The organism is Cognataquiflexum nitidum (assembly GCF_022538055.1).
In the GTDB taxonomy this organism is placed as follows: Bacteria; Bacteroidota; Bacteroidia; order Cytophagales; family Cyclobacteriaceae; genus Cognataquiflexum; species Cognataquiflexum nitidum.
Genome location: NZ_JAKZAM010000028.1, coordinates 55,523 through 74,543 on the forward strand (window position 1 = coordinate 55,523; position 19,021 = coordinate 74,543).

A 19,021-nucleotide genomic window follows, 5' to 3' on the forward strand; every position below is an offset into this window, starting at 1 on the left:
GGGTAACCCAGACACGGAGTATCGGTAGCTAGAACACGGAGTATCCCTAACTAAGAGGCGGAGTATGGGTAGGGGGAGTATAGGACATGGTGGGCGGGACTATACCGGAGGGGTAGGGAAACATACCCAAAACCATGACATGATTCTACTTTGGAATATTTCACTTCTATCAATTTTTTGAAAAATACCCTTATCACGGGATGGAGAAAAAAGAGATTTTAGGTGTAGATTAGCAAATCAGATTCGAATGCCGATAATAACCCACTGATTCATTGCAAGGGTGAAAGTGTGGAACGCATAAAGAATCAATTCATTAAAAAAATTTCATCTATATGAGTGATAAAAAAGAGATCCTTTTACATGAGCGAATCACAAAAGCCATTTATTTGATTCGAGACCACAAGGTGATGATCGACAATGAATTGGCTGAAATGTATGGTGTAAAAACAAAAAGACTTAATGAACAAGTCAAAAGAAATAGTGACCGGTTCCCTGAAGACTTCATGTTCCAGCTGACTGAAGAAGAATGGGAAAACTTGAAGTCGCAATTTGCGACCTCAAGTTGGGGAGGCCGTAGGACCCCTCCTTTTATGTTCACTGAACAAGGTGTAGCCATGCTTTCGTCAGTCATTAACAGCCCTATTGCGATTCAGGTTAATATTTCTATTATGCGAGTTTTTGTAAAAATGAGACAGTGGGCAGCCAACTACGAAGATTTGCTGAAAAAAATAGATGACCTCAGGGAGAATCAAAGCGAGCACAATGAACATATCAGAAATATTTACAAAATAATAGAAGAACTAGTAAGGCCGGCATATACGGAACGCAAAACAGTAGGATTTAGAAAAGATTAACCATGGGTAAGGAAAGGTGGGCGGGAATATACTTGAGGGGTAGGGAAACATGCCCGGATACCATGACATGATTCTACTTTGGAATATTACCCTTCTATCCATTTTTTGAAAAATACCCTGTTCACGGGATAGGGAACAAAAGGATTTTTGAACTAGTTTAGCAAATCAAAAATTAAATCCTCTAGCGATTACCTACATGGCCAAACAGAGGATGATTTTGATTTTGCTGTTCGCTTTGTTTCCTTAAAAGCAGAATTGGAAGCTCAGTTGCAGGAGGAAGCCCAACTTAATAAAATCATTGCTGAAAATCTCAATAAAATACAGATGTCATGACGAGTGACTATCCTGATTTCCCAATAGTGCAAGTTGGACTTGCACAAACTGATATTGAATTAGATTTAATGGTATCGCAAAATTCGATACCTTCTAAACAAAGTCTCGGAGGGGCTCTGCCATTTGTTTTTAAAGAAGGTGAAATTGATAAAAAAAACAATGTGCAAAAAATGCATATTCCTAATTCTGATAAAACGGTTGTCAAAAATAATCGCGATGTTATCATTTCTGTTGGTTATCGTGTCAAGTCAAGGCAAGTCACCCATTTCCGTATTTGCGGAAATAAATGGGATGCTTTAAGGTTCCAGATTGGCACCTTAAATGAAAAGCCCGGTAGAGGGCAACACCGCAAGTATTTGCCATGGGTATTCTCAGAAACCGATAAAGGTTTCAAAAAATGTATTGCAACATCAAATTTAATTATTAGAAGGTTCATGAAAGACGAGATTGTATAATACCGCCCCAATGAACTTGTTGAACATATTGAAGAACGGCTTGATAAAGATAAAGAAACGCTCTGGCTTACTCAAGAGCAGATTTCCCAACTGTTTGGAAGAGAGCGAAGTGTTATAACAAAACACCTCAAGAACATCTTCAAAGAAGATGAGTTAGACGAAAAAGTGGTTAGTGCATTTTTTGCACATACCACTCAGCACGGTGCAATAGGGGGCAAAACCCAAACTACGTTTACATAACATTATAACCTTGATTTCATCATTTCTAGTGGTTACCGTGTCAAGTCCAAACAAGGCACACAATTTCAGATTTGCGTGAATAATTAAAAAATAGTAATCCTATGGAGTTCACCATAAGCCATATAGAAAACAAAATTTTCACTGTAAGAGGGATGCAGGTAATGCTCGATAGTGACTTGGCACTTCTTTACGGAACAGAAACTAAGTTTATCAACAGAGCAGTAAAAAGAAATCCTCTTAGATTTCCTAATGCTTTTATTTTTCAATTAACAGAAAAAGAATGGATTGACTTGAAGTACCATTTTGGAACCTCAAGTGAACATGGGGGCAGAAGAACGATGCCATATGTATTTTCAGAACAAGGGGTATCTATGCTTTCTGCTGTTTTAAATACTGATTTTGCCATTCAAGTAAGCATTCAAATCATGCAAGCTTTTGTTTCCATGCGGAAGTTCATGATAAACAATGCTTCCGTTTTTCATCGACTTGACCAAGTAGAACTCAAACTTCTGAAAACCGATGAGAAGCTGGAACAGATTTTTAAAGCCTTAGAAGCCGGACAGCCCAAACCCGACAAGGGCATCTTCTTCGAAGGACAGATTTTTGATGCCTATGTATTTGTGGCAGACCTCATCAAGAGGGCAAAATCTGACATCATCCTGATAGATAACTATGTGGACGAATCCGTATTGAACTTGCTTTTAAAACGTCCTAAAAATGTTTCTGCTACCATATATTCCAAAAACATCAGCAACCAACTCTTGCAGGACCTAAAGAAGCACAACAGTCAGTACCCTGAAATCAATATTCAAGAATTCAAAGAATCCCATGACCGATTTTTGATTATAGATGGAAAAGAACTTTACCATATCGGCGCTTCGCTGAAAGACCTCGGCAAAAAGCCTGTGGTGAGCGAAGTCGAACCATGGTTTGCCTTTTCGAGAATGGATTCGTTTGTCAAAGAAGTCCTGCAAAAATTAAAAGAAGGTGAAAAAGACGGATAACGTCTGACCAGCCTAGTAAGGAAATAAAAAAACTGACAGCCAAAGACTGTGATATACTTCTCCATAATAGAAGGAGTTCTAGTATCGGTAGGACAAGGTGGGCGGGAATATACTTGAGGGGTAGGGGAACATGCCCCAAAACCATGACATGATTCTACTTTGGAATATTACCCTTCTATCCATTTTTTGAAAAATACCCTGTTCACGGGATAGGGAACAAATGGATTTTTGAACTAGATTAGCAATACAATAATCATTCAATAACCGGTAACATGGATTATCAGATTCTAATTTTTCTAATTATCCTAATCGTAATTCCGATAATTAAATGGTTTCTGTTTGAGGAAAAGAGAAAGCGTCGACGGGAAAATTATATCAACGAATACCTCAAATCAGATGCATGGAGCCGCAAAAGGTATGTCGTGCTCAAGCGGGATAATTGGCGCTGTGTCTATTGTGGAAACAAAGCGACCCAAGTTCATCATAAAAAATACGCAAAAAAGAACATCGGGAAAGAACCAATAGAATGGCTTGTATCCATCTGTAAATCCTGCCATGAAGCCATGCATAGGTGAGTGACAGGAGCGAGTAACAACGCTCTCTTTTTTTGCCTTTTCAAAAAGGGTATTTTCTGATTTTCATTAATTTACTACATTTTTTGGCAAAAAAATCTTTAAATATTTTAAAAATACCCTAAATACGGTATTTTTATGTTCTTAGGGATTAGGTAAGTTTGGAAATCGGAGGATGGAGATGGAGTTGATGATTGGGGATCAATTTGGAGAAAAGTCTCATCTGATTTTATAAATGGAAACCAGGCCTTTTTCTCCGATTTGGTTAGTTGGGCCTGGGAAAACCAGACATGAAATTAAGTTTGGCGAAATTATAAAAAAACAATATGGCAAAGACAACAAGAGTAGAAAAAGTAGAAGAAGTGCTTGAAGACTCAGCTCCGGTGGTTTCTGAAACAGAAACTAAGAAAGAAGAAAATGTATTAAATCCTGACAAATTCTTGGATTTGATAAAAATCATTCAAGGAGCAAAGGAAATTAATGACTTAAAGCCCACACTTTACAAACATATTCTCGAAATAGCAAAAAGAAACGGAATATCAGATGAATATCATTTACTGTTTTTATATGAACCAAACTCGAGCATAGAACAAGGAATGGTAGACAAGATTTATAATGCTATTCCTGATGGAAATACAAAACCAATTCTTCTACTCATACATAATCACGGAGGTCGTATAGAGCCAGCTTATCTTATAAGTAAGACTTGTAAAGAATTATCTCCAAAATTTGTCGTAACAATTCCACGAAAAGCTAAATCTGCAGCAACACTCATTTCGCTAGGAGGAAATGAAATTCACATGGGTCCAATGAGTGAATTAGGTCCGATTGACCCACAATTTGCGGGACTTCCTGCATTAGGAATTAGTAGCTCTTTAGAAAGTATCGCAAAAATTGTCTGTAAATATCCAGAGTCAAGTGCAATGTTTGCTGATTTTATGAAAGAAAAACTTGACTTACGAATTCTTGGTTATTTTGAGCGAGTCTCTGAATCTGCTCAACAGTATGCGATAAGGTTATTAGCAGGTAAAGAGTTAAAATTAACTGCTGACGAGGTTTCTCACAAGTTGGTTTATGAATACAAAGACCATAGTTTTGTAATAGACAAAGAAGAAGCAATTGAACTATTAGGAGACATTGTAAAAGTCAATACTAATGAATACAAATTTGGGAATGAGATACATAAATTCCTGAATGAAGTAAACATAATTATTGGGATATTCAAGTCTAAATCACTAGCAATAGTGGGTTCGCCAAGAGACTTTATAATTAGTGACAAGAAAAAGGATGATGAATAACTTGGAATAATTGCATCTACTCAAAAGTAGCGGTTCGATAGTTAAGTCAAGTTGTTTGCTTCTATCAAAGTTTTTGCCTGCAGACAATTTACTGCTTCAAAATCCGATTCTTCGCCAAGCACCAAAACTTGATAATTTTTTAAAAGAAATTATCAATGTTTGATTCCGAATACTTTGTAAAAAGAGCGCCTTCCCCCGCTCTTTTTTTTTTGCCTATTCTATTCTGTGAAGTCCCTTGATGATTTTTTTCTGCTTACGGGAAAAATACCCTGATCACGGGATAGGGAAAAAAGGGAATTTAGGAGTAGATTAGCAGAATAGAATTTTTAGATAATTGAAGAACGAAAAACTGACAAGGAAGGAAATCATTGACAACCGCTTAAAGCAGGCAGGATGGGATGCTACTGACATAACTCAAGTAATTGAAGAATATAATATTCACCTTACTGTTGTCAAAGAACCGGTAACTCCTTATGGAGGATATCAATTTAGCGACTATGTTTTATTGGGTCGAAATGGTAAACCTCTTGCTGTTGTTGAAGCAAAAAAAACTTCTGTTGACGCGGCACTCGGAAGAGAACAAGCCAAACAATATTGCTACAACATACAATCAGCAAAAGGTGGTGAACTTCCCTTTTGCTTTTACACCAATGGATATGACATTTACTTTTGGGACTTAGGGAATTATCCGCCAAAAAAAATCTATGGTTTTCCAACCCGTGATGACCTTGAACGATACTCATACATTCGTAAAGCAAGAAAACACTTAGCAAGTGAACTTATCAATACAAAAATTGCTGGGCGGAATTATCAGGTAGCTTCTATCCGGGCTGTAATGGAAGCAGTTGAAAAACGGAAACGTAAGTTTCTGTTGGTTATGGCTACCGGCACAGGCAAGACAAGAACCTGCATCGCCTTGGTAGATGCTTTGATGAGAGCAGGTTGGGTTGAACGTGTTTTATTTTTGGTTGATAGAATTGGATTACGTGACCAAACCCTTGATGCTTTTAAAGAGCATTTACCCAATGAACCACGTTGGCCTAAAGTATCTGAAAAAGAAATTGCAACCGATAGACGGATATATGTTTCGACTTATCCAACCATGTTGAATGTAATTCGCAATGAGGGAAAATCTTTGAGTCCACATTTTTTTGATATGATTGTAGTGGATGAAAGCCACAGGAGTATTTACAATACCTATCAGGAAATCCTAGATTATTTCAATACCATTACCCTTGGTTTAACAGCCACCCCGACAGATGTAATCGACCACAATACTTTTCAATTGTTTGAATGTGAAGATGGGATTCCCACTTTTGCTTATTCCTATGACGAAGCGGTAAATCATATTCCGCCTTTCTTGAGCAATTTTCAGGTAATGAAAATCAAAACCAAGTTTCAGGATGAAGGCATAAACAAGCGGACAATTACTTTGGAAGACCAACAGCAGTTAATGTTGGAAGGAAAGGAAATTGAAGAAATCAATTACGAAGGAACAGAGATTGAAAAAAAGGTAATCAACAGGGGAACGAACGCTTTGATAGTCCGTGAATTCATGGAAGAATCAATCAAAGATGCCAATGGGGTTTTGCCCGGGAAAACCATATTCTTTTGCATCAGCAAAGCCCACGCAAGACGCGTGGAAGAAATTTTTGATTTGCTTTACCCTGAATACAAAGGTGAATTGGCAAAAGTATTGGTAAGCGAAGACCCACGAGTATATGGGAAAGGCGGATTGCTGGATCAGTTTGTAAAAAATGACATGCCACGGATTGCTATTAGTGTAGACATGCTTGATACAGGTATTGACGTCCGTGAACTGGTTAATTTGGTTTTTGCAAAACCTGTTTACAGTTACACTAAGTTTTGGCAGATGATAGGTAGGGGAACCCGGCTGCTAGAACCTGAAAAGATTAAACCTTGGTGTACACAAAAAGATAATTTTTTGATTCTCGATTGTTGGGACAACTTTGAATATTTCAAAATCAACCCGAAGGGCAAAGAACCGAAAGCACAAATTCCTTTGCCCGTTCGTTTATTTGGGGTTCGATTGGAAAAAATCAAAGTCGCCAAATCCCAAGACCATCCAGATGTTGTCAGTAAGGAAATTCAAAAAATCAAACAACAAGTTGAAGGACTTCCAAAAAACTCTGTTGTCATCATGGAAGCCAAGCATGAATTGCAACGGTTGGAAGATGAAAACTTTTGGAACAACCTGACATCTGATAAAATTGAATTTTTAGAAGCTGTGGTCAAACCATTGCTCCGCACGGTTTCAGATGTTGATTTTAAAGCCATGCGATTTGAAAAGGATATCGTTGAAGTTTCACTGGCTCATTTAGCCGGTGAGACCCAAAAATTTAAAACACTTAAAGAAAGTATTATTGAAGAAATTGGCGAATTGCCATTAAGCGTCAACATTGTTGCAAGAGAACAGGAGTTAATTAAACAAACACAAAACAATCATTATTGGGCAACAATCAATGAAGTCAAATTTGAAGAATTGATTCAAAAACTTTCTCCGTTAATGAAATTCCGTGAAGTTGTTATTCCATTAGCTCCCGTCAAATTTAACTTCAAAGACATTGTTGCAGAAAAGGAATTCATTGAGTTTGGTCCACAGCACGAAGCCCTGAGTGTAGCCAAATATCGTGAACTGGTAGAAATGAAAATCAATGAATTGGTATCAAGCAGTTCCATTTTACAAAAGCTGAAACAAGGGCAGGAAATAACTCCGGGTGAAGCGGAACAATTGGCAGAAGAACTGCACAACGAACATCCCCATATTACCATTGATTTGCTCCGCAAGGTTTATAATCACCGAAAGGCCGCTCTGGTACAGTTTATCAAACACATATTAGGAATAGAAATATTAGAATCATTTGCTGAGACAGTAACCAAAGCCTTTGATAGGTTTATAGCACAGCATAGTTACCTTACAACCAGACAGCTTCAATTCCTTGAATTACTTAAAGGCTTTGTTTTGGAAAAAGGAGATGTAAGCAAACGAAACCTGATTGAATCTCCATTTACCATGCTTCATCCCGAAGGTATCAGAGGTATATTCAACCAAAAAGAAATTGATGAAATTTTAAGTTTAACCCAACAGGTTTTGGCGGCATAATATGGTAAAGAAAACAACAGAGAAATTTAATCCTGAAGAATATATGCAAATGGCAATTGATGCCATGAATGATTCAATTGATGAACCTCGGACAGATGGTAAAGTCAGTCCTAAAGTAGGTGTAATCCTGATTAAACCAAACGGGACAGTTGAATCTGCTTGCAGAGGTGAATTACGATTTGGTGATCATGCTGAATTTACCTTGGTGGAAAGGAAAAACCGTTCCGAAAAATTAGACGGCAGTATATTATTTGCGACACTTGAACCTTGCGCCCCTGGTGCAAGACATTATCCCAAATTAGGCTGTGCAGAAAGAATTGTTAACGCAAGAGTCAAAGAAGTCTGGATTGGAATTGAAGATCCTGATCCGGATGTCGACAGGAAAGGCATTAAATTCCTTGAAGAAAATGGAATCACAGTCCACATGTTTTACCCTCAGTTTCAAAAAACCATAAAGCAAATAAATAAGGAGTTTTTGAAACAAGCACTTGAAAGGGCAAATGATAGAAAGGAAAAAAAAGAAGTAGTTCTTTCAAATTTAGAAAACTCCATTCCTACTATGGATTTAAAGCAATTTTCTGAGAAGGCTATACAGTATTACATTGAACAATCTAAACTTCCGTATGCAAAAAACTCAAATGAATTATGGCTTCATTTTGAACATACTGGGATCGTTCAGCGAGTAAAAATAAACAATGAAGAAAAGTATAACCCAACTGGTTTTGGGATTCTCTTATTTGGTATTAATCCACGAGAAAAATATCAGCAAGCGGTTGTTAAAGCGAAAGTTAAATATGGAAACAATGCCTCAATCCCTAAAGACTTTGAAGGTCCACTAGTATTGATTCCAAAAGAAATTGAATTGTGGCTTGAACAAGTGTTACATTCAGAAGTAAGCCGCAAACAGTTTCAACGAAAAACAAATACACTCTTCCCTATTGAGCCTTTACGTGAAGCCATAATTAACGCATTGGTGCACCGGGATTATGAACAAGAAGGAGCAAAAACCTACATCGAAATTGATGATGATAAAATTGTAGTCAAGAGTGCAGGCTTACCGGTTTCCCCAATTTCGCTTGAAGATGTCAAGGCTTTCCGTGCTCCATCACTTAGTCGAAATCCTAAAATCACGTACGTGTTCAATAGAATGGGATTGATGGAAGAATCTGAATTGGGGATGGAAACTTTTAGGGGCATGCAAGAGAATTATGAATTGCCTTTACCTTTTTACGATTACAAAGCGCCTTACTTGTCCTTGACTTTTTCAAGAAGCTTAGAGGCATTCAAAACTGTTTCAGGGAATAAAGTTTTGGGTGATTTGAATAAGGAAGAATTAATTGGTTTTGAATGGTTGAAATCAAAAGGTGATGTATCCAAAAAAGAATATGCTATTCACTTTGATTTTGATGAAAAGAAAGCCTATCGCCATTTATCCAAGTTCAAGAAACTAAACCTCCTCTCTGACAATGGAGAGAAGTCTAATTCACCAAACTTTAGATATATATTCAAAAATGATTAATAATACTTGGACATATAGTTGGACGGAATGTCCAAGTCTACTGGTTAAAACTTTTGCTTTTGGAGGAACTTGGACAACTACTTGGACAGATTGTCCAAGTTCTGTATCTCTCCCAAATCCCATTATTACAAATATGAATTTACCAATGCCTAACATAGACAGTGTATCTATGTATGCAAGACCAAGAACATTTTGTCCTTCGGAAATGAACCCGATAGATAAGACAAAGGCATGGACAAAATGTCCATACCCAAAACAATAAGAAAAAGCATGTTACAAAACAACGCACAATTAAAATCGCTAATAGACAAACTTTGGCAAAACTTCTGGGAAGGCGGAATAGCCAACCCCTTGACCGCCATTGAGCAAATCACTTACCTCATTTTTATGAAGCGTTTGGATGATCTGGAAGCCAAACGGGAACGGGATGCTGAGTTTACAGGCGAAACTTATACAAGCAGGTTTAAGGGCACTTTCAAAACCCCCGGCAGTGACCAAAGCATTGATAAAAACGAATTGCGTTGGAGTGTTTTCAAACACAAACCTGCCGAAGAAATGCTGATGCATGTGCAGATGAAAGTGTTTCCGTTTTTGAAAGCCTATAATCAGAGGCCTGAACCAAGCGCAGATGAATCCTCCAAGATGAGTATTGCTGCAGAGCCAATTGAACCATATGGGGATAAAAAAGCAGTCAATGAATCTCAAGAAACTTCTGAAATCAAGAACACTGACAATTTTACCCGTCACATGGCAAATGCCGTGTTCATCATGCCCAAAGCAAGCTTGCTCGTATCTGCCATCAACATTGTGGAGGATATTTTCAAGGAAATTGAGAAAGATGCCACAGAGGGCGGACATGCTTTTCAGGATATACAGGGTGATGTGTATGAAATGCTCCTGAGCGAAATAGCCTCAGCAGGAAAAAACGGACAGTTTAGAACACCTCGCCACCTGATTAAACTGATGGCTGAATTGGTGGCACCACAATTTGGTCAAACCATGGCAGACCCAAGCAGTGGAACGGGAGGTTTTATTTTGGGCTATTTCCAATATATCCTTACTGACCTGGTCCGGAAAACCAACCCCGAATTGCTCACCAAAGATGAGGATGGCTTTGAAAGGGCAAGTATCAGCGCCATACTTACGGAAGACCTTAAAAAAATCCTGGCCAAAAGCATGTATGGCTATGACATCGATACCACCATGGTCCGATTGGGGATTATGAACCTGATGATGCATGGGATTGACAATCCCCAATTGGATTACAAAGACACGCTCAGCAAAAGCTACAATGAAGATAGCCGCTACGATATCATCATGGCAAACCCACCCTTTACCGGCAATATTGACAAAGGCGATATCAACGAAGGACTGAAACTGCCCACCACCAAAACCGAACTGCTTTTTGTAGAACGCATTTTTAACATGCTGAAAATGGGAGGAACAGCAGCTGTGATTGTGCCAAGCGGCGTGATTCAAAACAGCGGAAAGGCCTTTGAGGCGGTGCGGAAACTGATTATTGAGCAAGCCGAACTGAAAGCTGTGATTGCGGTGCCAAGCGGCGCATTCAAGCCCTATGCAGGGGTAAGCACGGCCATTTTGATTTTTACCAAAGGCGGCGAAACCAACAACGTGTGGTTTTATGACATGCAAGCTGATGGCTATACCTTAGACGATAAGCGAAATAAGATTGCCGAAAGCGATTTGCCCGACATTGTGCAACGCTACAAAGCAAGAGATGTTAAGATAGACAGCGACCGAAAGCAGAAATACTTTATGGTGTCAAAAAAAGAAATTGTAAAAAACAACTACGATTTGAATTTAAGCACTTACAAAGAAGAAGTGTATGAAGAAATAATTTATGATAAGCCAACTTTGATTTTAAATAAACTATCTGAAATTGAAAAAGCAATTAATAGCGGCATAATTGAATTGACAGAACTATCTAAATGAAAAAGTTGAAACTACCAGATATTGCCCCATACTCGGGAAAGAGAGTTCAGCCATTTGATGGGGTGAAGCGTTATATGTCAACGGGGGATTTGAAAGGAGATAATTTAAACTTTGAAGATGTAACCTACGAATCCAAACCATCAAGAGCAGATATTTTAGTAAGCGAAGGAGATATTCTATTCGCTAAAATGACAAATACAAACAAGGCCTTACAAATTGATAATGAGCTTGATGGAATTATTGTATCAACAGGTTTTTCAGTTCATAGACCAATTGAAAACGAATTATTTGGTGAATATTTTCTTCACTTTCTAAAGCATAACAGTTTTCAAAGACAAAAAAATAAGCTTTGCACTGGAGCAATTCAATCAGCTATATCAAATAGCGGAATTGAAAAAATATTTGTTCCAGTTCCCGATTATAAAGAACAAATCCTTGTTGCCAACCTCCTAAGCAAAGCTGAAAACCTCATATCCCAACGCAAAGAAAGCATCCGACTGTTGGATGATTTTTTGAAAAGCACGTTTTTGGAGATGTTTGGGGATGCCGTCAAGAATGAAAAGAAATGGAACAAATTGGAATTAAAGAACTACGCTAAAGTTAGAATTGGTCCATTTGGTAGTTTGTTGCATAGAGAAGATTACGTTCAAAATGGTATTCCGATTGTAAATCCAAGTCACATTGGGGAAGGAAAAATTTCTATTGATCCTGAATTGACAATTTCAAAAGATAAAATGAAAGAACTTTCTGCATACATGATGAATAAAGGTGATGTAGTTTTAGGAAGACGTGGCGAAATTGGAAGATGTGCAGTGGTTACAAATAAGGAAGATGGTTATTTATGCGGAACGGGTAGTATTTTCATTAGACCAACAGAGAAGTTAAATCCTATTTTTCTCTACAACATTATTTCCTCTGCTTCTATGCGAAAGGTTTTAGAAAATTCGGCTAAAGGAATAACGATGAAGAATTTGAACTCAGGAATAATTGAAAATTTGAAAATTCCTGTTCCTCCAATAGAAATACAAACCCAATTTGCCCAAATCGTAGAAAAAACAGAAGTCCTCAAAACTCAATATAAACAAAGCTTGCAGGAGTTAGAGAATCTGTATGGCAGCTTGAGTCAGCGGGCGTTTAGGGGGGAGTTAAAAGAAAAACTGTTAAGTATATAAATGATTTTAAAAACTTCAATATCGTCTTGGGTTGAGGAAATTTTGAATAAAAAAGTTTCCTATCAGAAAAATACTTGGTCAGCTTTTTCAAAGGAAATGACCATTAGGGAAGTATTGAGAGAAATTCAATCTGGTAAACATAAAGTTCAAGTTCATTATTTACGTTCCTTAATTTCAAACGATAAACGAGAAGAATACAACATCCATAAGCGAACACTTCCTGCAGTTACATTTTGTGGAACCTTTGAGGGGGAAAGAAAGAAAACAAAAATCAAGAGTTACAATTATGTAATTGTTTTAGATGTTGACAAACTTGATGAGGAAGAATTGAAAAGAATCAAACAGTGCTTCCACGATGATCCATTTGTTTTTTCATTTTGGGAATCACCATCAAAGGAAGGGATAAAGGGCTTAGTTTCCCTCAGATACAACTTTGAATTGAACAAAGATAATTTAGACATTGCGCATAAAATTGCTTTTCAAAAATTAGCCTCCTACTTTAAAGAAAAGCACAATATTGAATTGGATAATAGTGGAAATGATACTACAAGACTATGTTTCTTTTCATATGATCCTTTGATTATTTTTAAGGAAAATGCTCCCTATTTTGAAATATCTGGATTGGATTATTCAACTGCTGAGGTTTCTAATGAAAATACAAAAGACATAGAACTAAAATTTGTAAGCAATAAAGATTCTTTGCATAATCCGGCTAATAGAAATTCTCCAGGAGATAGGTATACGATTGCTGCCATCATACGGTTTTTAGAAAAGAAAAAGCTTTCAATTACCACTTCATATGAAGAATGGTATAAAGTTGCAATGGCCATTGCAAATACTTTTACCTATGAGGTAGGAGAGAGATGTTTTTTGAAGCTTAGCTCAATGGATAAAACCAAATTTAATGAGATTGAGTGTAAAAATTTCTTGCTTAATTGCTATGAGGCAAGAAGAGGTGCTATAAAATTTAGCACAATAGTATATTTCGCAAATGAAATTGGTTATAGAACCAAAAAGCAGAGGGAAAGGGGTTCTGAGGCGGTAAATGAAAGTTTATCGCAAGTTTCATCCTCAAAAACGGTTGTTTACTTGCCAGAGGACTTAAAAAAGTAAAGCGGCTTATGTCAGTATCTTTGTCAGAATGTGACTTAAATGTCAAAAACTGGAACCCCTTCCCTTTGTTTTTTTAAAACTGAAAAATGAAAGAATTTGAAACATATTTTTCCAACGATGAGATAGTTAAATATCTATGTAAGCTTCGGGCTAAGGTTGCAAATACCCGGAATAAAAAACATCTTATACATTTGCTTACAGATTCAGAAAGATATAACTACCATGTAAAAGATTCAGAAAAATATTTTTTTGGTAGTGAAGAAAATGTTTGCAGTTTTATAAAATATGAAAAGGAATTTTTAATTCAGTTAAATAAAATTTTACCTCCGAGGAAGAAATGGGTTAATTTAGGAAGAAAATCAAGAATTGATAGAATTACAAACCAAGCAATTACTTCAAGCAAACGAAATGAATACTCACTTAATAAAACAATAAAATCATATAGGATAAAATCACCAAATGAACCTTGGCTTTTGGCATTAGATCAATTCATAAATGACATTCAAATTTCTGTAAAATCAGGGACCTATGAAATTCCTACTCCGACAATTTTTCCAAAACTTAAAAATGATAAACAGATTTTAGGTGATAACGAGTGTCGTCCAATTTCTTTGTTTAATCTTAAAGACCGGATAATCCTTAGCATTACAAATAAATACCTTACTAGATTATTTGACAGATATTTTGAAGACTGTTCTTATGCCTTTCGTTCAAAGAAGAATAAAGAAGGAACATCAGTTTTAAATCACCACGATTGCATAAAAGAAATTCTAAAATATAAACATCAAAACTCCAATAAGGCTTTATGGGTTGCAGAATGCGATATGGAGAAATTCTATGATACAGTTAACCATAAAGTTGCTAAAGTCCTATTTGATGAGTTGATAGTAAAATGCAAGAAAGATTTTCAGACCCTAGATTTTGTCAAGGTGTCACATATTTTCAATCAATTTTTAGAATGTTATTCATTTAATACAAATGTTCCTCCCCCTGAAGATCTAAAATATTGGGAGGGTTATTCTATTCCAAATGGATTTTTCAAATGGGTTGCTTCTGAATTCAAACAACTTGGATATTATGAGGATATTGAAAGTGAAAGAATCGGAATACCACAAGGCGGAGCACTTTCAGGACTTATTGCCAACATAATGCTTAATGTAGCAGACAAAGTTGTGTTGCAATCAGGAGCATTTTACATGAGATTTTGTGATGACATGATAATAATGCATGCCGATAAAACAACCTGTGAAGTTGGTAAAGAACTATATGTAAACACCTTGAAAGGTTTAAAGCTGGTGCCGCATAGATTTAAGAATGGGGCTGAACTTGTGGAAAAAAGAAAAGACAAAAGTAAGGAAAGAAAGAAATTAGGTGAAAACTCATATGAACCATTCTGGAAAGGTAAATCTAAAGGACCATTTAAATGGGATTCTTTAAATGAAAATGGATTCCCATGGATTGGTTTTGTTGGTTATGAAATAAATTATGAAGGTAAGGTAAGAGTTAGAAAGAAGTCGTTTTTGAAAGAAATAAAAAAACAAAATGAAGTTATAGAGGAAGTTTTAAAAGCTGTAAAACTCGGAATGAGAAAAAGTAAAGGTTCTGTTACTGAATCTGCTATTCACAGACTGGTCGGTATGTCAGTTGGTCGTGTAAGTTTGAAAAACTTTGAAACAGTTTCGAATGACTTGTGCTGGAAAAATGGATTTAAAGAACTTAAACCAAATAAATATTCTATTCAACAAATCAAGCAATTAGACAGAAATAGAAATAGAATTTATTATGACCTTTTGAAAGAATTGAAGGAGCCGGAGTTAGAAGAAGAAAATAAAATAGAATCTAAACCAAGACAAGTAATCCATTTTAATAAACCATTTAGTTACTATTATCAAGTCTTAGAAAGAAGGAAAGATATTGAATCTTATCAGGAACCAATTCTAAAAGAATTTCAAAATGATTCCCATTTAGACGAGGAATCCTTAAACGCTTAAAAAAATATTAAACTAATCCAACACATAAAATTAAAAAGCCTTTTTTTGAAAGCAGGTTATTGAAATTTAAACTGAATATCATTAAAGTATGGATAATACAGTTACAGAGTTTGTTCAAATATTTTCCTTAATTATTGCTACAGTTGTAGCAGGTATTTCTTTGTTCACATTTAGAAGAAATAAAAATATTGAGCTTCAAAACCATCTCTTTCAATTAAAGACAGTGGCTTTTTCAAATCTCATTTCTGAGTTTGTAAAGTTGCTTTCGATTTATAATAGAATGATAAATCGATATCATAAAATATTGGATCAAGATTTAAATCTAGATGAAAAAGCACTTCAATTAGATAATCTTTCTTATAAAGTTGATACTCAAATCATAGAAATTCATAAAGCTATTGGTAAGAACTCTGTTTATTTTTCTGCCAATATCACTACTCTTTTGACTGAATTTACCAATAAATTCTATGGCAATTTTGAAGGTCTTGAAGATCAAGATATGGAGAAAGTTCAGGATGCTTTTGAAATTTATACCAAAAAGCAATCAAAAGATATGTCTTCCATTATTGAAAAAATGAGGGATGAATTGGGCTTGGAAAAACTGAATGAAGAATTATTTAAAAGAGTCAAAAATGGGAAATTAAATCCAATAGCTTCTTCACATGAGAAATAAGAGGGAAGTGGTCGAAGCCTTGGCAAATTCTTTGGTTGATAGAATAGCAAAGAAATGTATCAGAGGTCTTCAGAAGTTGGATATTACTTTGTCAGGTGATCCAAGGCTAAAGACTACTTGGGATGAAATCTGTGTCCAATTGCAGGGGGAATATTCTATTTATTGGGATGATTATGAAGATGCAGTTTTTAATTTTGCCAAGGCAGAAGTTGATAAACTAGAATTATTTGAACAAATGGCAATATGGTTTCAAACTGAGGAGTCTTGGGAATATGATGAGGAAGAAGATGAAGAACCGAATTTCAATCAGGAGGATGTTTATCGGTACATCATAAGTGAGATTTTTAAAAGAGGAGGCAATTGGAGTAATAAAGGAATTAGGGATTATTTGAAGGATTAGACCGGTTACCAAATTATACTTTTTAAAACGAATCTACTTTTTGAAATTATTCTAAATGATTGTCAAGCATTTAAAAAAATACCCAGTTAAGGTTTTTTGCTAAAATTAGATAAGGAAGTTAATTTTTTAAATATTAGTCTTTTCAATTATCAAATTGAAAGACATCACCCAACCAAAAAATTGCCAAGTTTTTAAATACAGATTTGATTAATGAGTGGATTCCAAGACTGATTTCTGAAGCGGAGAAAAATCTTATTATCATTGTTCCCTATATAAAAACATCTGACAGAATATTTAAATACCTCTGGGAAGCCAATAAAAGAGGGGTGGCAATTACACTTATATACAGAGAAAACAAACTTTTCCAAACAGAAAAGGTGAAGCTTAATTCTTTGGAAAACTTAAATCTTATGCACCATCCAAATGTGCATGCAAAATGCTATTATAGTGAGAATTACTTGTTGATCACCTCAATGAACCTTTATGAGTATTAGGAAAAGAACAACCGTGGAATGGGTGTTTTGCTACATAAAGTAAGTTTAGCTGCATCGAAAAGTTTTACAGATGAGGATTCAGAAGATATTTTTCAAGATGCGATCGCAGAAATTAAGACTATAATTAATTCTTCGCATTTGGAAAGGCAAAGTAAAGAAACCAAAGAAGGAGGATTTGATATTGACCTAATCAAATCCAACAAGGATCGTATTGAAGATTACTGTAAATTCTTGAATAGGATATTCATTCATAAAAGATTTGAAGCAGACGAATAGGGGCATGATTGGTGGCCTGTATGTAAAAATTACTTCGATAGAATAGATGTGTGGGTCGAGTCAAATAGATATGTACTAAGAATTAATTATCCTGAAGATAGTTTAAAGCAGGTTTTTGACCGTTTTAAACCTCAGAATAATGAATATATGATTCGTGGGTTCAAGATTTATTGGAGTTACCACACATCTAATATAACCCTATACCGAGATGGTAAACTTCCAGGATGGAAAGGAATAACTGAAGAGGAAGATAACAAGAAAATGAAAATCGGTCTTGATGAGTTGATTTCATTTTTGAGGCAATTTATTTAGGACCTTAAACTCTAAATAGAGTAGACCCTTCACTCGTTCTTCGTTACCAATGACGTTTATATCGAGGTCGTCATACTAAAAGTATTGAAATGTCTCAGCAAAGAGAGATTCTTCACCTCCGCAAGCTGCGGTTCAGAATGACGAACCCTTACTTTTACCTTTTACCCCATTATTTGAACCCGGAATCCTTACCTTTTAATCCTCTTCCTCTCTCCAAATAATTCCCTTCACATTCCTAGACAATCAGACCCTCTTAGGTCTTGGTAAATGAACCAACAAAAAAATCTTGTATCTTCACTACGTTGGACGACAAACTTGAAAATATCGATAAAGTAGTAAAGTATTGGAAAGATACTTCTGAAAAAGACTATCAGACCATGCAAAATCTCTTGAAGTCAAAAGATTTCAGTTGGGCGATGTTTCTTGGGCACTTGGTATTAGAAAAACTTTTGAAAGCACATTATGTAAAGAGTCAGGAAAAACACACGATATTTACGCATGATTTACTGAGACTTGCATCAAAAACGGGACTTGAAATAAGTGAAGAATATGAAGAATGGCTTGATGAAATATCAACATTTAACATTAATGCGAGGTATGATAACTATAAGCAGGATTTTTATAAACTATGCACAAAAGAGTTTACAGATCTCTGGTCAAAACGAATCGAAATATTGAGACAATGGTTGATCAACAAGTTATAGATACTGCAAAGCGATATGTCATGATTATTCCAAAAAACCTTGGAGTAAAAAAAGCATTTCTTTTTGGATCCTTTGCGAAGGGGAAGGAGAGAGAAGAAAGTGATATAGATATCGCATTGGTTTTGGAAAATATGCCTGATTTTTTTTCTACCCAAAGGCATCTGATGAAATTGCGCAGAAAAATTGATCTGCGAATTGAGCCCCATCCAATAAAGGAGCAGGATTTTAATTCTTTGAATCCGTTTGCCCAAGAAGTCGAGCAGACAGGAATTGAAATTACAATTGAAAACCCCTCTATTCTGAATCTTTAAATTCACCTGCTATCAGATCCTCTTAGCTCAACCAATATTCTAAGGTTGACCAAAAAAAAAGGATGTAAGGCTAAATTCCCTACATCCCGTTTTGTAAATGGATATTAAAATCTATTCAATGATATCAGTAAAATAATAATTCAATTGTAACTACTCAGGTTGTAATTTAGCTATATGAGTGAGGTTTTGGAGGACATTTTCTGACTTTTTGATCAAGGTGTCG

General features: G+C 35.9%; 17 protein-coding genes. All 17 read left to right on the forward strand.

The genetic code is table 11. From position 1 onward, the window contains the following. Positions 1–332: 332 nt before the first annotated feature. Positions 333–854: an ORF6N domain-containing protein gene (locus tag MMU07_RS17100; protein WP_241127640.1), complete on the forward strand. Its 522-nt coding sequence runs from the start codon at positions 333–335 to the stop codon at positions 852–854. 329 nt (positions 855–1,183) lie between these two features. Then, positions 1,184–1,642: a virulence RhuM family protein gene (locus MMU07_RS17105; RefSeq protein ID WP_241127643.1), complete on the forward strand. Its 459-nt coding sequence runs from the start codon at positions 1,184–1,186 to the stop codon at positions 1,640–1,642. Positions 1,643–1,983: 341 nt separating this feature from the next. After that, positions 1,984–2,886 (forward strand): ORF6N domain-containing protein, encoded by a 903-nt coding sequence (locus MMU07_RS17110; protein ID WP_241127646.1) that lies wholly within the window; start codon positions 1,984–1,986, stop codon positions 2,884–2,886. Between the two features lie 272 nt (positions 2,887–3,158). Beyond that, entirely contained in the window at positions 3,159–3,461 is a 303-nt protein-coding gene (locus tag MMU07_RS17115; RefSeq protein WP_241127648.1) for an HNH endonuclease, read from the forward strand. Between the two features lie 323 nt (positions 3,462–3,784). Continuing rightward, entirely contained in the window at positions 3,785–4,756 is a 972-nt protein-coding gene (locus MMU07_RS17120; protein WP_241127649.1) for an SDH family Clp fold serine proteinase, read from the forward strand. Between the two features lie 334 nt (positions 4,757–5,090). Next, the gene (locus tag MMU07_RS17125; RefSeq protein ID WP_241127651.1) at positions 5,091–7,880 is read left to right on the forward strand and encodes a type I restriction endonuclease subunit R; all 2,790 of its coding nucleotides are present in this window, start codon (positions 5,091–5,093) and stop codon (positions 7,878–7,880) included. A gap of 1 nt (position 7,881) precedes the next feature. Next, a complete protein-coding gene (locus tag MMU07_RS17130; protein WP_241127653.1) occupies positions 7,882–9,399 on the forward strand; it encodes an ATP-binding protein in 1,518 nt (505 codons plus the stop codon). Positions 9,400–9,669: 270 nt separating this feature from the next. Further along, on the forward strand, positions 9,670–11,352 hold the full coding sequence (locus MMU07_RS17135) for a type I restriction-modification system subunit M (RefSeq protein WP_241127655.1): 1,683 nt from the start codon (positions 9,670–9,672) through the stop codon (positions 11,350–11,352). Beyond that, positions 11,349–12,524, forward strand: coding sequence for a restriction endonuclease subunit S (locus MMU07_RS17140; protein WP_241127657.1), 1,176 nt, complete (start codon positions 11,349–11,351; stop codon positions 12,522–12,524). The genes MMU07_RS17135 and MMU07_RS17140 overlap by 4 nt, the downstream gene beginning before the upstream one ends. After that, on the forward strand, positions 12,525–13,637 hold the full coding sequence (locus tag MMU07_RS17145) for a BT4734/BF3469 family protein (protein ID WP_241127659.1): 1,113 nt from the start codon (positions 12,525–12,527) through the stop codon (positions 13,635–13,637). It abuts the gene before it with no gap. Between the two features lie 86 nt (positions 13,638–13,723). Further along, positions 13,724–15,628: a reverse transcriptase domain-containing protein gene (locus MMU07_RS17150; RefSeq protein ID WP_241127661.1), complete on the forward strand. Its 1,905-nt coding sequence runs from the start codon at positions 13,724–13,726 to the stop codon at positions 15,626–15,628. Positions 15,629–15,716: 88 nt separating this feature from the next. Further along, positions 15,717–16,301 (forward strand): hypothetical protein, encoded by a 585-nt coding sequence (locus tag MMU07_RS17155; RefSeq protein WP_241127663.1) that lies wholly within the window; start codon positions 15,717–15,719, stop codon positions 16,299–16,301. Beyond that, entirely contained in the window at positions 16,291–16,701 is a 411-nt protein-coding gene (locus MMU07_RS17160) for a hypothetical protein (protein ID WP_241127665.1), read from the forward strand. The genes MMU07_RS17155 and MMU07_RS17160 overlap by 11 nt, the downstream gene beginning before the upstream one ends. Positions 16,702–16,904: 203 nt before the next feature. Then, positions 16,905–17,195, forward strand: a complete 291-nt coding sequence (locus tag MMU07_RS21880; RefSeq protein WP_418884520.1) for a phospholipase D-like domain-containing protein — start codon at positions 16,905–16,907, stop codon at positions 17,193–17,195. A gap of 18 nt (positions 17,196–17,213) precedes the next feature. After that, complete coding sequence (locus MMU07_RS17165) at positions 17,214–17,471, forward strand: hypothetical protein (protein WP_241127666.1); 258 nt, start codon at positions 17,214–17,216, stop codon at positions 17,469–17,471. A 614-nt stretch (positions 17,472–18,085) separates the two neighbouring features. Then, complete coding sequence (locus tag MMU07_RS17170) at positions 18,086–18,487, forward strand: HEPN domain-containing protein (protein WP_241127673.1); 402 nt, start codon at positions 18,086–18,088, stop codon at positions 18,485–18,487. 20 nt (positions 18,488–18,507) lie between these two features. Beyond that, a complete protein-coding gene (locus tag MMU07_RS17175) occupies positions 18,508–18,798 on the forward strand; it encodes a nucleotidyltransferase domain-containing protein (RefSeq protein ID WP_241127675.1) in 291 nt (96 codons plus the stop codon). Positions 18,799–19,021: the final 223 nt, after the last annotated feature.

Bases quoted from the DNA above. Each gene is read 5' to 3' on its own strand.
- MMU07_RS17140 (WP_241127657.1), top strand. From the start codon at position 11,349: ATGAAAAAGTTGAAACTACCAGATATTGCCCCATACTCGGGAAAGAGA.
- MMU07_RS17155 (WP_241127663.1), top strand. From the start codon at position 15,717: ATGGATAATACAGTTACAGAGTTTGTTCAAATATTTTCCTTAATTATT.
- MMU07_RS17110 (WP_241127646.1), top strand. From the start codon at position 1,984: ATGGAGTTCACCATAAGCCATATAGAAAACAAAATTTTCACTGTAAGA.
- MMU07_RS17165 (WP_241127666.1), top strand. From the start codon at position 17,214: ATGGGTGTTTTGCTACATAAAGTAAGTTTAGCTGCATCGAAAAGTTTT.
- MMU07_RS17175 (WP_241127675.1), top strand. From the start codon at position 18,508: ATGATTATTCCAAAAAACCTTGGAGTAAAAAAAGCATTTCTTTTTGGA.
- MMU07_RS17100 (WP_241127640.1), top strand. From the start codon at position 333: ATGAGTGATAAAAAAGAGATCCTTTTACATGAGCGAATCACAAAAGCC.
- MMU07_RS17120 (WP_241127649.1), top strand. From the start codon at position 3,785: ATGGCAAAGACAACAAGAGTAGAAAAAGTAGAAGAAGTGCTTGAAGAC.
- MMU07_RS17115 (WP_241127648.1), top strand. From the start codon at position 3,159: ATGGATTATCAGATTCTAATTTTTCTAATTATCCTAATCGTAATTCCG.
- MMU07_RS17105 (WP_241127643.1), top strand. From the start codon at position 1,184: ATGACGAGTGACTATCCTGATTTCCCAATAGTGCAAGTTGGACTTGCA.
- MMU07_RS17160 (WP_241127665.1), top strand. From the start codon at position 16,291: ATGAGAAATAAGAGGGAAGTGGTCGAAGCCTTGGCAAATTCTTTGGTT.
- MMU07_RS17150 (WP_241127661.1), top strand. From the start codon at position 13,724: ATGAAAGAATTTGAAACATATTTTTCCAACGATGAGATAGTTAAATAT.
- MMU07_RS17135 (WP_241127655.1), top strand. From the start codon at position 9,670: ATGTTACAAAACAACGCACAATTAAAATCGCTAATAGACAAACTTTGG.
- MMU07_RS17145 (WP_241127659.1), top strand. From the start codon at position 12,525: ATGATTTTAAAAACTTCAATATCGTCTTGGGTTGAGGAAATTTTGAAT.
- MMU07_RS17130 (WP_241127653.1), top strand. From the start codon at position 7,882: ATGGTAAAGAAAACAACAGAGAAATTTAATCCTGAAGAATATATGCAA.